The following is a 13,215-nucleotide window of genomic DNA, read 5'->3' on the forward strand; positions in this document are numbered from 1 at the left end:
TCCGGTCGGAAGGGCTCGCCGGCATTCATGGCAGGCTCAGAAAGCTGCGGACACTGTTCCGAAGAACATGCGCGGGGCCGTGGGGTAGCCGGTGTATGTGCTGGCATCTCCGGCGGCGATCGTGGACCAGGAACGCGCATTCGTCAGGTTGCTGGCGTTGAACTGGAGCTTGAGGCTGTTCATATGCGGGATCTGGTGGAACGTGTAGCTGGAGCTGAAGGCAAGCTGCACGCGCGGAGGAACCATGACGCTGTTGGTGATGGTGCCCGGACGGACGCCCATATAGCTGCCGCTGAACTGGGCGTTAAAGCCACCCTGATTGTAGTTGACGGCGAACTTGTCGGACCATGCCGGAATGGCCGGGACCTTCTTGTCCTTGGTGGCATAGAGCATCGCTCCATCCATGAAGTCGTTGCCGTAAATGCTGCTGACATAGGACACGGCATCATAGATCGAGAAATGGGGTCCGAAGCGCAGCGTAAACGACATGTCCATGCCGTTTGTCGAGACGCTGCCAAGGTTTGCTACCGTATTGCCGACGCCTGAAATACCCTGACCCGGCGGCGAAATGGTGCCGAGGCGGTTGTAGAAATCGACGTGATAATATTCGAGCTGTCCGCTGATCCCGGTCAGGATGCGCGTATTGATCGGATGGCTGGTGCGGATGCCGGTTTCATACGTCCAGGATGTTTCCGGCTTGCCGCTGCGCTTGAACTTCTCGAAATCCGCCTGATCCGATACGGCCCAGGGTGAGGTCGAGCCATAGCCGGTGGCGGCGAAGGAGTTCATGTTCTCCTGAATATTGGCAAAGAGCTGTTCGTGCTGCGTGACGTTCCACAACGCACCGAAGGCGGGCAGGAATGGTTTGTAGGACGGGATGGTCCCGCCCGCGACAGTATTGGTGCTGGTATCGACGATCTTCTTCGCACCTTTCACGGAAGAGGCGAGGGACTGCGGCAGGGCAGCCACCGGGAGGGTGCCGTTGGTATAAACCATTTCGGACTTGAAGCCCGCCGTCAGCGTCAGGCGAGACGTCACCTTCCAGCTGTCCTGAAGATGCGTCACGAAAGTATTGGTGTAGAACGCGTTGTTCCACTGCGTGAACAGCGGGTTGGTCGGGCGCGTATAGGGCGTCAGCGTGTCATTCTGCGTCAGCGGATACCAGTAGCGCCCCTGTTCGTTGTTGTTGCGCTCATACCAGCCACCCAGCTCGATATTGTGATGGCCGAGGCGGTAGTGCAGCGTGCTGATCAGGCCGCCGCGATAATCGCTGTATTCCGTGGTGCGGACGGCGAAACCCGTGCCACCCGTGGCATTCCAGACCTTCGGATCAATACCTGCGACGCTGTAAGTGAACTGTCCGTTCTTGATGTATTTCGTGCCGGTCGGGTCGAGATAGGAGCCGAGGATCGTCAGGATCGCATTGGTGCGGATGGAGGTCGCGACCACGCCTGCGCCGTCGTCGTAATGGAAGTAAAGCTGGTTGTCCCAGTTCAGGTTCGGGGAGAACCGGTGGGAAATTTTCAGATAGGTCAGGTAGTCCGTGCGCTGGGCGGCGGAGAAGTAATATTTGTTGTTCGGCGTTGCCGGTCCGGCTTTGGTTGAGCTTTCAGCCGGATACCCCGCCATGGCGGCGTTCAGGTCCGGGAAGAAGGCCCCGCGCGCATAGAGATCGGTGGGAGCCGTCAGACCCTGCGTGTTGGGCTCGGCCTTGTTCTGCCAGTCGAAATAGGCGGTGATGGTGGTGTTTTCGCCCTTATGGACGAATTTCCCGTTCACCTGATAACCACCCTGCCGGTTGGCATTGCCGAGATTCCAGGGACGGGCGTCCTGACGGGCAAACGCCATATAGGCGGAATTGCCGTTGCCGAAATTGCCTGTATCGACGCGCGCAAATGTCCGGAATGTGGAATAGCTGCCGAAGGTCTGGTTGATCGTGGCACCAGCCTTCTTTTTCGGATCGCGCGTGGTGAATTCGATCGTCCCGCCCAGATTGCTGGTCGAGGCCGTGCCGAGCGCGCCTGCACCAGAGGACAGGGACGTCGATCCGATGTCTTCACTGATCGCCGCGCGCTGCGGGGACAGGCCGTTATAGTTGCCATAAGCCCCGGCGCCGAGCGGCACGCCGTCCATCGTGTAGCCGAGCTGGTTCTGATTGAAGCCGTGGACGTAAATGCTGGAATTCTGCTCGTTATTGCCCCACGGATCGACGTTGGTGAACGTGACGCCCGGCAGCAGATCCAGCGCCTGCATCGGGCTCTGGCCCGGCATGAGCGTCTGCATTTCGTCGCCGCTGACACTCATGACCGAGCGTGTGCGGTGGCCGGTGGCGACGATCTGTTCGATGTCATGCGCCTGCGCTTCACGCAGGCGCTGCGGCTTTGGGCGCGCGGAGGGGTCCTTGCGGATGATGACGCCGCCATCCGGCATGGCCTCTGCCTTCAGTCCGCTCCCGCGCAGCAGGCGTTTGACCGCATCGTCGGGCGACAGCGTGCCGTCCACGGCAGGCGCGCGCAGATGGGCCACGGCATCGGAGGTGAAAATGATGTTGCGGCCCGTCTGATGCCCCAGCGTTACGAGGGCCTGTGCCATGGGCTGCGGCGCGATATGCACCGGAGCGCTCGGGGCTGCGCAGGCGCTGGACAGCGAATGCGTCAGAATGGTCGCGCCTGCCGACAGAAGCAGAACGGTGCGGCGGGGGTAACGGGAGGGCGGGGTCATGGGGCTCGTTTCCTGTCGTCGGGCCTGAAAGCGGTCTCGACAGGAAGACAGATGAGAAAATGAAAACCTCAGCGCGATGCAGCGGTTTTCATCGAAACGTCATAAAGCGACGATTTCGTAAGCGTTATGGGCCGGACGGATCCGCAGGGGCAGCAGATGCGGGAGCATCTGCAAAAACGCATCCCCCTGACGTACATGATACACGCCGCTCAGACGCTGCGAGGCCAGACGCGGCGCGGACAGGACGATCTGGCGGGAGGCGTAACGGTTGATTTCCTGAATCACCTCCGCCAGCGGCTGATTGCGGAACACCAGTTCGCCGCTCTGCCAGGAGAGCAATGTTTCCAGATCGGGATAATCGATGTTCCAGCCGCCGTGGCGATCCATCCGCAGGCGCTGTCCCGGCATCACCCAGCGTCCGGCCTCGCGCAGGGCGGCTGCGGTCAGGAACACCTTGCCCCGGATAGCTGTGACTTCCGTATTGCCGCGATTGATGCGGATATCGGCGGATGTCTTGTCATGAAGCTGTACGGTCATGCCGTCGGCGGAAAGATGGAACGGGTCCGGTCCGGCCACCGAGAGCAGGACCTGCCCGTGACACAGCCGCGCCTGCTGACTGTTCGCGCCCACCACAAGGCGCGTCTGGGTGTCGAGGCGGCAATCCGTCCGGGACGTGAGGCGGACGTCGCGGATGCTTCCAATTCCGGTCTCTTCGATCCGGCTGGCATGGGCACCTTCCCATGGCGGAACGGCCAGAAAAGCCGCAGCCACCAACCCGGCCAGCGCATGACGCCGGCTGAGCACGGGGCGTCGGACGGTTTGAGCCGGTTTTGCAACGACGGGGGGCGTGCGTGCGCCTCCGGAGAGTTCCCACAGTTCCGTCAGATGTTCGAAAACCGGTCCGTTCCGGGGATCGCTCGCCAGCCAGTCGCGGAACATGTCATGGTCGAGCGGTGTGCAGTCCTCGGCATGGAGGCGTGCAATCCATTCTGCCGCGCGGAGTTTGATGACGTCCATCAGATTGGTATTTCAGTGATCCATCCATGCTGAAAGGAATATCAGCGCCTTTGCGATATGTTTTTCAACGCTGCTTTCACTGATCGCCAGCGATTTCGCAATATGGCTGTACTTCATTTTTTCCACACGGTTCATCAGGAAGATCTGTCGGGTCCGGTCCGGGAGCTGTTCGCAGCCTTCGTGAAAATGCGCCAGTCTTTGCGTTGATTCGTAAATATCCTCCTGCGAGGGCGCAGGGTCGGGGACATTGACAAGCGTTTCGAAGTCGTCCGCCGCCTGCACATATCCCTGCCGTTCGCGGCGGATCGCGTTGAGGGAGGAATTCACGGCGCTTCGGGTGATATAGGCGTCCTGATGCTGCACGCTGCCTTCGGGGCGCTCGAAATAGCTCATGAGGGCGTTCTGAAGGTGGTCGTCCGCATCCTCCCGACGGGTCCGGGAACGCACCCTGCGATAAAGGCGCAACCATTCCTGCTGACAGCGCATCCATGTTCCCGTTTCTGGATGTTTCCGAATCACCACGCCCTGAAAGGACCCCTCCGGGCTGCGGCGCAACAGCGTTTAGGGAATTCGCGCGGCTACATTCGTGACAGTTTCATGAAATGGCGTTTGGGGGAGTGGGCAAATCTCCATTTCATGTGTCCACAGAGCGGAGGGCGTGTGTCCAAAGACCTCTGGAAGCCCGGTTTCGCAGGAAGCCGGGCTTCGTAGGAAAGAACTGCTGCATGGTGTTCATGAAACGTAGAAGCCTGCTGACCGGCCTTGGTGCGGGTCTCCTCCTCTCGACGCGCGTGCGTGCGCTGCGGGCTGCTGTCCCGCGCGATCTGGAGAAAAATCCGAGTTTTAAAGCCACTCCGTTCCAGCTTGGCGTGGCCTCCGGCGATCCAGCTTCGGACGGTCTGGTGCTGTGGACGCGCCTCGCCCCCGATCCGCTGGAAGAGGCAGGCGGCATGGAGGCTCTCAAACCGGTTCTGGTGGGCTGGGAGGTCAGCGAGGACGAGGCATTCTCGAAACCCGTACAGAGCGGACAGGCGCTCGCCCATCCGGAGCTTGGCCATTCAGTTCATGTCGAGGTTGCGGGGCTGAGGCCTGAGCGGCCGTATTGGTACCGTTTCCACATTGCGGGCTATCAGAGCCCCGTTGGCCGGGGGCGTACGCTGCCAATGCCGGGTGCGCCGCTGTCACGCGTGCGCTTTGCCGCAGCCGGCTGCCAGCATTACGAATATGGCTACTACACCGCCTGGCGCGCCATCGCGAACGAGCCGATCGATTTCGTGTTCCATTATGGCGATTATATTTACGAAGGCGCGGATAGCGGCGACCATCTGCGCGATATCGACGGGCGCAAGGCGCATGTTCTGCGGCGTCATGTCGGGCCGGAATGTTATTCGCTGGACGAATATCGCCGCCGCTATGCCCAGTACAAGCTGGACCCGGACCTTCAGGCCGCCCATGCCGCGACGTCGTGGATTGTCAGTTTTGACGACCACGAGATCGACAATAACTGGGCCGGAGATACCGATCAGGACGGCACGCCGCCGGAGATTTTCCGTCTGCGCCGGGCGGTCGGACTACAGGCGTATTACGAGAACATGCCACTGCGGGCGACGTCCATTCCCGATGGCAGCCACATGCAGCTCTATCGCAGCTTCACCTTTGGCGATCTGATGAACATGTTCGTGCTGGATACGCGCCAGTATCGCAGCGATCAGGCGTATGGTGACACAAATGCTGCGCAGGGCAAGGACGTCTGGTCTCCCGAGCGCACCATGATGGGCGCGGAACAGGAGCAGTGGCTGTTTGACGGTCTGGGGCGGTCGGACGCGAAATGGAACCTGCTGGCGCATCAGGTCATGATCATGGATCTGGCGCATCGGAAGTCCGCGCATTCCGAGCTGACCTACAGCATGGATCAGTGGTCGGGCTATCTTTACAGCCGCAAGCGCCTGCTGGACTTCATCGACACGCATTGCCCCGGAAACGTGGTCAATGTGACGGGAGACGCGCATCGGCACTTCGCCGGGGATCTGCTGATTGAGCCGGGGCGCGGTAAGCCGGTTTCGGTTGAATTTCTCGCCACGTCCATTTCATCGGGAGCGGATGGTCTGGGCGACGACGATCATTTCAGTCGCATTGCCCGCAGCGAAAACCCGCACCTGAAAGCCACGACCGACAAGCGCGGTTATGTTTTGTGTGATGTGGGGCCGGAAGTATGGCATGCCGATCTGAAGACGATCGACCGGGTCATGGTGCCGGGGGGCAAGCTGTCCACTTATGCCAGCTTTGCGGTTGAGCGTGGCAATCCGGGCCTTCAGAAAGCCTGAAAAAGAGGGTGGTTGTCCTAGTGGCAGCCGCCTTTGCCCGAGCGGTCGCAGCCCGAACAGCCACCGCAGCCCTTGCCTGCGGTGGACTGTGGCGTGGAGAGGCCCACAGCTGTTCGTACTCGGCCCCATCCGACGGGAAACAGGCGGGCGTACCAGTAAATGGCGGCCGCGCAGACAATCAGGACGGCAACAGCAAATTCGAGCATCAGGGAACTCCCGTAATGGCGCGGGTGATGTGATAGGTCAGGAATGCGGCCAGATAGGCCAGACCGAACAGATACGCCGCAGCCCCTAGAACGGTTTTGATCGATCCGGTTTCCCGACGCATGACAGCCAGTGTCGAAATGCATTGCGGCGCATAAACATACCATGCCAGCAGCGAGAAGGCCGTGGCCATGCTCCACTGCGTCGAGAGCAGGGGCAAGAGCCTGTCGGCCGCGCCGTCATCGGTGGCTCCGATGGCATAGACGGTGGCCAGCGAACTGACCGCCACTTCGCGCGCTGCAAGGCCGGGAATGAGCGAGACGCAGATCTGCCAGTTGAAGCCGATGGGCGCGAAAACCCACTGCATCAGATGGCCGATCCGTCCTGCCAGACTGTAATCGATGGCCGGTCCCGGTGCGCCTGCGGGGGGGAGCGGGAAGCTCGACAGCGCCCAGAGCAGCACGTTCAGCGTGACGATGATCGTGCCGACGCGGGAGAGGAACATTACCGCCTGTTGCCACAGTCCGAGCGCAAGGCTCCTGAGATTCGGGCGGCGATAGGACGGCAGTTCGAGCAGCAGTGGATGTTCTTCGGACTTCACACCCCGCGTCATGACCCGCGCGGCGATCACGCCGCTGATGATGGCGACGGCATAGAGCCCGAACAGCACCAGCCCCTGAAGCCCGAAAATTCCGAGAACCGTATGATGTGGCACAAACGCGCCGATCAGCAGCGTATAGACCGGCAGGCGCGCCGAGCAGGTCATGAGCGGTGCGATCAGGATCGTGACCAGACGGTCGCGCGGGTTCTGGATCGTGCGGGCGGCCATGATGCCGGGAATGGCGCAGGCGAAGCTCGACAGCAGGGGAATGAAGGAGCGTCCGCTCAGCCCCGCCAGCGCCATCAGCCGGTCGAGCAGGAAGGCCGCGCGTGGCAGATAGCCGGATTCCTCAAGGGCGAGAATCCACAAAAACAGGATGAGGATCTGTGGCAGGAACACAATGACCGTGCCCGCACCCGCCAGCACACCGTCCGCCAGCAGACTGTGCAGGACGCCGCCCGGCAGCGGTTTGAGAACGATCTCTCCAAAAAGCGAGATGCCATTGCCCAGACCGTCCATGAGCGGTTGCGCCCACGCGAAGACGGTCTGGAACATGACGAACAGCACGATCAGAAGAATCACCGGGCCCCAGACTGGGTGCAGAAACACGCGGTCCAGCCGGTCCGTCAGGCGGTCCGTTCCGGAGGCGGGATCGACGACATAGGTCGCGAGCAGGCGCCGGACTTCCATATGCGGGTCCAGCCCTGCCGGAAGAGGCACAGGCGGAGCCGGGAGGGCAAGATCCAGCGCTTGAAGCAGCGGCATCACGCCTGCGCGGTTGAGGCTGATCACGGGGACGATGGGAATGCCCAGATCGGCCTGCAATCCGGCGACGTCGATCTGAAGGCCGTGGCGGCGGGCTTCGTCCATCATGCTCAGTGCGACGATGACGGGAAGGCCCAGTTGCTTCAGTTCCAAAAGGAAGCGCAGATGCAACCGCAGGTTGGTCGCCGAAATAACGGCTACCAGCATTTCCGGTCGGGGTTCGGTCCGATGACGTCCGAGACAGACATCGCGTGTGACGTCCTCGTCCGGGCTTGTCGAATCAAGGCTGTAGGCGCCCGGCAGGTCGAGCACGCGGATGGCGCGGCCGTTGGGTGTGGTGAAGAAGCCTTCCTTGCGTTCGACCGTGACGCCCGCGTAGTTGGCGACTTTCTGACGGCTGCCCGTCAGCTGGTTGAACAGGGAGGTCTTGCCGCAGTTCGGATTTCCGACGAGGGCGATATGCAGAGAGGACGCGGGTGTCTGCGGGGACTCGGTTGCACTCATGGGGTGTCAGGAAACGGTCCGCAGGCCGACGCGGGCGGCTTCGCCACGACGCAGGGCAAAGCGTGATGTGCCCAGACGCACGGCAATCGGATCCCTGCCCATCGGACCGGTCGCGACGACCTGTACGGCTTCGCCGGGCACGAAGCCCAGTTCGCCGAGGCGTGTGGCGATCGGGTCCAGAGGCGCACGCTGTTCGACCTTTTCGATCACGGCATGTCCGCCCTTGGGCAGTGTATCCAGATACAACATCAGTTCCGTACCCCGGTGAGTATGCACGGAGGCTCACAGGCTCCGTCCTCTGTTCTAGATAGGCGCATCCGGCCCGTCCGGGAAGGGGAGTGAGAATGATTTGCATCAAGTGCGGTCCGGGGTACTGTCTGGGACTGGAGAAATCGCCGGATTTTATAATAAATTTTACGAAAATTCCCCTGACGGGGCATAGGCTGGAGCAATATCCCATATTGAAACGGAATATCTGCACCTTACTGGCACAAGACGAGGCCCGTTTTCCTGCGGGAGACTCGGTTTTTTCGATCGGGAAAAGGCGGATCGGTGTCTACGGACTGGCAATTCCCGACGCAGCGGGGCATACACACGCGTTACGGGTGCGCTTGAAGGCGGACCCCGATGGGCGGACATGGACCCATGAGTGATGTTCGGATGTCTGACTAAAGGGCGGATCCAGTAATGGCACTATCCCGGAATGAGCATGCAGTGGATGTCTGCGAGAACTGTGCGCCGCTGGACGATGACGGTCGTCGCGTCGAGCAGCCTCGCAAGAAAGCCCTGACGAACCGTGTGCGTCGGATCGAGGGGCAGGTCGGCGGTGTTCTCAACATGATCGAGAACGACCGCTACTGCGTGGACATCCTGACCCAGATTTCCGCCATCAAGTCGGCGCTGGATGGTGTGTCCATCCAGATCCTGTCGTCCCACGCCAATGGTTGCGTGCGCCGCGCAGTGCAGGAAGACGGTGGAGAAGACGCCATCGACGAGCTTCTCCAGGTCGTCCGCCGGATGATGCGCTGACGAATCAGCGGTCCAGCGTTTCGCCGGGGGCGGGCTGGCTCGTCATGCCCATATCCATTTTCTGACAGGCGGCGCGCTGCTGCTTCATTTTTGGCGTCAGCGGGCTGTTCTGTTTGCTGAGCGTCTCAAGATGCGCGCACAGGGCCATCTGCTGATCCATGTTCAGTCCGGCCATCGGGTCCTGCGTTTTGGGGGACGACATGGTCATGGCGTTTTTGCCGCCCATCTCCATATGGCTCATATCCATGCCGGGCATGGAGGGATCGGCGTAGGCCGTGCCGGTTGCGAGGAGGGCGGTCAGTGCGAGGAGGGTCTTGCGCATGATGTGTGACTTTCTTGTGTGGGGTTTTGGAATCAGAACCAGCTTCGGACGCCGAGGCTGAAGCGGACGGAGCCGGTGTCGTCGTGCTGGTCACGGGCGATCCGGCGGGCTTGTGTGAGATATCCGGAGTAGGTCACGGCCACATAAGGCGCGAATTTCCGCCAGAGTTCGTATCGCAGGCGCAGGCCGGCATCGACATCCGACAGACCGGCGCCAGCCTGACGTCCCGTGTCGGACTTCGTGTAGAAATTGAACTCGGCCTGTGGCTGGAGGATCAGGCGGTTAGTCAGCAGGAAGTCGTAAGAGCCTTCCACGCGGGCGGCGAAGCGTCCGCGATCGCTGACATAGGCCGTGGCCTCGAACTCGAACTCATAGAGCGCCAGACCTTCGATGCCGAACGCGCCCCAGGTGCGGGTCGGGCCGTCATCAAGGTCCATCCGCACGCCGCCCTGAAGGTTCCAGTAGGACGAAATCGAGCGCGTATAGAGGAGTTCGTGGTCGCCATCGCTCAGGCGGCCTTTCTCCAGCGTGCCTTCGGATTTGAGCCAGATCTTGTTGTAATCGCCGCCGAACCACGCTTCGCCGTCCCAGCGGAAATCGGTGCCGCCGGGCGCATAGCGGCCTTCAAGCTGGTTGAAGATGCCGTGCAGCCAGGTGCCCTGATCCATAGCGGGTTTGATATCACCAATATAGACGACGGGCGTTGCTTCCGGCGCATCGGCGGCATGATAGACCGGCTGGTCGGCGCGAGCCGTGCCGGATAGGGCGAGAATGGACAGAACCACGAGAGAAAGGGCGTGTTTCATGCCACGATCACCGTGCGGAACATGCCCAGATCCATGTGATACATCAGGTGACAGTGATACGCCCACATGCCGGGGGTATCGGCCGTCACGAGATAACTTAGCTTCGAGCCGGGCTGGGAAATGATGGTGTGCTTGTAGGGGCGGTAATCGCCCTGACCATTTTCCAGTTCGCTCCACAGACCGTGCAGATGGATCGGATGTTCCATCATGGTGTCGTTGATGAGCGTGAAGCGCACGCGCTCGCCGAGTTTGAGGCGGATCGGGCCGGATTCCGAGAATTTCCGTCCGTTGAAGCCCCAGATATAGCGGTCCATGTTGCCGGTCAGATGCAGGATGATTTCACGCGTTGGCGGTCGCAAATCCGCTCCGGGGCGGGTGGCGCGGAGTTGCTTGTAGTTCAGGACGCGGCGGCCGTTGTTTTCCAGACCGTCGCCGGGGCTGCCGGTCCGGTCGATGGGCATCATGGCGCGCATCTGGTTTTCGACATTGATGGGTGGCGGGCCGGGATCGTCCACTTCCATTTTCGGCATGGCCATGTGGCTCATATCCATGCCTTTCATGTTCATGCCGGGCATGTCCATTCCGGCCATGTCGCCATCCATTTTCATGCCCGACATGTCTCCGGACATATCCATGTCCTTCATGCTCTCGCCGGGCTTCATGTTTCCCATGCCCATGTCCACCATGGTGCGGACGGGGCGTGGGTCCATCGGCGGGAGCGGCGCGATCATGCCTTCGCGCGGGGCAAGGGTGCCTCTTGCGTAGCCGGTGCGGTCCTCGCTCTGGGCGAAAATGGCATAGGCACGGTCGTCCTTCGGCTGGACGATCACATCGTAGGTTTCGGCCACGCCGATGCGGAACTCGTCCACCGGGACAGGTTCGATATCGTTGCCGTCAGCCTGCACGACGAGCATTTCGAGCCCCGGAATCCGGATGTCGAAAAACGTCATGGTCGAGCCGTTGATGAAGCGCAGACGCACCTTCTCGCCGGGCCGGAACAGGCCGCTCCAGTTCATGTCCGGGGCGTGCCCGTTCAGCGTGTAGGTGTAGATCGCGCCCGAGACGTCCGCGATGTCGGTCGCGGCCATGCGCATTTTCGACCATGCCAGACGGTCCGCGAGGGCCGCGCCCGCGCTTCCGGCCTCGCGCGCTTCCTTTGGGAAAGACGCCGCCGTGCGTTGGCGGAAGACGTAATAATCGTCCTGCATTTTGAGGTTGCTGACGATGTCATGGGGCATGACATCCGTCCATTCAGCGAGGAAAATGACGTAATCGCGGTCGCAGGCGTTCGGGTCCGGGCGGCGCGGGTCGATGACCATTGCACCATACAGGCCCATCGCTTCCTGCATCCCCGAATGGCTGTGATACCAGTAGGTGCCGCTCTGATGGAGTTTGAAGCGGTAGGTAAAGGTCTCCCCGGGGGCGATGCCGCCGAAGCTCAGCCCCGGGACGCCGTCCATGTTCGCGGGCGTACGGATGCCGTGCCAGTGGATCGAGGTCGGTTCATCCAGCGTGTTGGTCACGTTGATGCTGACGGTATCGCCCTGCTTGAAGCGCAGGATCGGGCCGGGCACCGTGCCGCCGACGGTCGGGGCGTGCATGGTCTTGCCATCGAGCGAAATGCGCGTGTGGCCAACCTTCAGATCCCACCGGTCAGAAGGGGTGGGGGGTATGATGCCGGAAGAAGCTCTAATGGGAACAGCCGTGGACGAGAACGCCTGTGAGGTGCGGGGCAGAGCTGCCAGAAGGCCGCCTGCACCGATCCCTGTTACGAAACGCCGTCGTGTCAGGCCGCCCCGGAAGCGGGACGGAAAAGTCATGAGGAAAAATCCGCAAAAATGACAGAGGATCAGGCCCTGAATGCCTATTTTGGGCAGCAGGACGGGTCCACGCCGATCAGGCGTGTGTCAGATTGCGCGGGGTTTGGGAGGCGGTGAGGCGGGGATCCAGTCCGTGCCGCTGAAGCGGCCTTGCAGCCCGGAGGCAAAGACGCGCGCGGCACTATGGGCCGGGCCGGACGGGTGGACGGACGCCATTGTCAGCATGGGGTCGGCAGAGACTGCATGCGTATGGCAGCAGCCTTCGGAAGACTGTTGCGGATGAGGGATCGCGTGGAACGCTGAGGTTTTGCAGCAATCCGTGGCATCCGGCTTCTGGTGATGGGCCATGTGATGCATCGTCATAGCGATGTGGGTCATGGCCATGTGGGGGCCTTCAGATCTGGCCTGCGCGGTGGATGCGCCGAGCAGCAGCCCCACCTGCATGAGCAGGCAGGCCAGCAGGCTGATCCAGATCCGGGCATGTGTCCTGACCATCAGAAATCACCACAGAAGGGGAAGAAACGGAGCGATTCATCGTTCGAATCTGATCCGACCCTATACCCAGCCGGGGGATCGGAAAAGATTATTTTTTCGTGCCTGAAAAAATTGTCTTGTCGAATCTGTTTCGGGGTCAATATGAAAATTGCATACCCCGGTGCGGTATATATACCAAAATATGATCGTTAAATAATAACTGTTGCCAGAATCGTTTTATGGTGAATAGTTATATAAACCATACCCCCGCATCGTATGCGGATATGCCGTCACCGGGGAGTTTTTCTCTCTTTCAAGGATTTCACGACATGACAGAAACAGCGCACATGACGGTCGAGGGCATGTCCTGCAACGGATGTTCGGGCAAGCTCCAGCGCGCTCTTGAAGCCGTAAATGGCGTAACGGGCGTCGATATCGTGCTGGATGGCGGCAAGGTGACGGTCTCTTACGACCCGGCCCATGTTTCGCCCACAGCGTTCAGGGACGTCGTCGAAGACACGGGATTTGACGTCGTTTCCTGAAGCCGGAGCACGCCTCCTCCTGAACAGGAGCGTTTCATTGCCGGCCTCATGCCGTAACACGGTGCTTTTCGTGGAACGGGCTGTTG

At 60.9% G+C, this 13,215-nt stretch carries 13 protein-coding genes; 3 read left to right on the forward strand and 10 right to left on the reverse strand.

Annotated elements, in window-relative coordinates; genetic code table 11:
• Nucleotides 1-36: 36 nt before the first annotated feature.
• The 3 genes from JK176_RS10085 to JK176_RS10095 all read right to left on the reverse strand — a co-directional run bounded on the left by JK176_RS10085 (nt 37) and on the right by JK176_RS10095 (nt 4,224).
• Nucleotides 37-2,721 carry a TonB-dependent receptor gene (locus JK176_RS10085; RefSeq protein WP_211587701.1) on the reverse strand — a complete coding sequence of 895 codons (2,685 nt, stop codon included), beginning with the start codon at nt 2,719-2,721 and terminating at the stop codon, nt 37-39.
• A gap of 99 nt (nt 2,722-2,820) precedes the next feature.
• Nucleotides 2,821-3,738, reverse strand: a complete 918-nt coding sequence (locus JK176_RS10090) for a FecR domain-containing protein (RefSeq protein ID WP_211587702.1) — start codon at nt 3,736-3,738, stop codon at nt 2,821-2,823.
• Nucleotides 3,739-3,750: 12 nt separating this feature from the next.
• Nucleotides 3,751-4,224, reverse strand: coding sequence for an RNA polymerase sigma factor (locus JK176_RS10095; RefSeq protein WP_211587703.1), 474 nt, complete (start codon nt 4,222-4,224; stop codon nt 3,751-3,753).
• Between the two features lie 239 nt (nt 4,225-4,463).
• Here JK176_RS10095 and JK176_RS10100 point away from each other — a divergent pair, with 239 nt between their 5' ends.
• Complete coding sequence (locus JK176_RS10100; protein ID WP_211587704.1) at nt 4,464-6,062, forward strand: alkaline phosphatase; 1,599 nt, start codon at nt 4,464-4,466, stop codon at nt 6,060-6,062.
• A gap of 17 nt (nt 6,063-6,079) precedes the next feature.
• On the opposite strand, the gene JK176_RS10105 is transcribed toward JK176_RS10100, so the two are convergent.
• From JK176_RS10105 to JK176_RS10115, 3 genes are read right to left on the reverse strand one after another with little or no spacing between them, the layout of a single operon-like run.
• Nucleotides 6,080-6,268, reverse strand: a complete 189-nt coding sequence (locus JK176_RS10105; protein ID WP_211587705.1) for a hypothetical protein — start codon at nt 6,266-6,268, stop codon at nt 6,080-6,082.
• A complete protein-coding gene (locus JK176_RS10110; RefSeq protein ID WP_211587706.1) occupies nt 6,268-8,136 on the reverse strand; it encodes a ferrous iron transporter B in 1,869 nt (622 codons plus the stop codon). Before JK176_RS10110 ends, JK176_RS10105 begins: the two co-directional genes overlap by 1 nt.
• Before the next feature lie 6 nt (nt 8,137-8,142).
• Nucleotides 8,143-8,385, reverse strand: a complete 243-nt coding sequence (locus tag JK176_RS10115) for a FeoA family protein (RefSeq protein WP_099286286.1) — start codon at nt 8,383-8,385, stop codon at nt 8,143-8,145.
• A gap of 438 nt (nt 8,386-8,823) precedes the next feature.
• Here JK176_RS10115 and JK176_RS10120 point away from each other — a divergent pair, with 438 nt between their 5' ends.
• Complete coding sequence (locus JK176_RS10120) at nt 8,824-9,165, forward strand: metal-sensitive transcriptional regulator (RefSeq protein ID WP_228125535.1); 342 nt, start codon at nt 8,824-8,826, stop codon at nt 9,163-9,165.
• Nucleotides 9,166-9,169: 4 nt separating this feature from the next.
• Here the strand turns inward: JK176_RS10120 and JK176_RS10125 are convergent, their stop codons facing one another.
• The 4 genes from JK176_RS10125 to JK176_RS10140 all read right to left on the reverse strand — a co-directional run bounded on the left by JK176_RS10125 (nt 9,170) and on the right by JK176_RS10140 (nt 12,608).
• Entirely contained in the window at nt 9,170-9,487 is a 318-nt protein-coding gene (locus JK176_RS10125; protein WP_211587707.1) for a hypothetical protein, read from the reverse strand.
• A gap of 32 nt (nt 9,488-9,519) precedes the next feature.
• Nucleotides 9,520-10,293 (reverse strand): copper resistance protein B, encoded by a 774-nt coding sequence (locus JK176_RS10130; RefSeq protein WP_211587708.1) that lies wholly within the window; start codon nt 10,291-10,293, stop codon nt 9,520-9,522.
• Nucleotides 10,290-12,113 (reverse strand): copper resistance system multicopper oxidase, encoded by a 1,824-nt coding sequence (locus tag JK176_RS10135; protein WP_211587709.1) that lies wholly within the window; start codon nt 12,111-12,113, stop codon nt 10,290-10,292. The genes JK176_RS10130 and JK176_RS10135 overlap by 4 nt, the downstream gene beginning before the upstream one ends.
• A gap of 87 nt (nt 12,114-12,200) precedes the next feature.
• Nucleotides 12,201-12,608: a hypothetical protein gene (locus JK176_RS10140; RefSeq protein ID WP_211587710.1), complete on the reverse strand. Its 408-nt coding sequence runs from the start codon at nt 12,606-12,608 to the stop codon at nt 12,201-12,203.
• 308 nt (nt 12,609-12,916) lie between these two features.
• On the opposite strand from JK176_RS10140, the gene JK176_RS10145 reads away from it, so the two are divergent.
• Entirely contained in the window at nt 12,917-13,129 is a 213-nt protein-coding gene (locus JK176_RS10145) for a heavy-metal-associated domain-containing protein (RefSeq protein WP_211587711.1), read from the forward strand.
• Nucleotides 13,130-13,215: the final 86 nt, after the last annotated feature.

Source organism: Gluconobacter sp. Dm-73 (assembly GCF_018256215.1).
Taxonomy (GTDB): Bacteria; Pseudomonadota; Alphaproteobacteria; order Acetobacterales; family Acetobacteraceae; genus Gluconobacter; species Gluconobacter cadivus.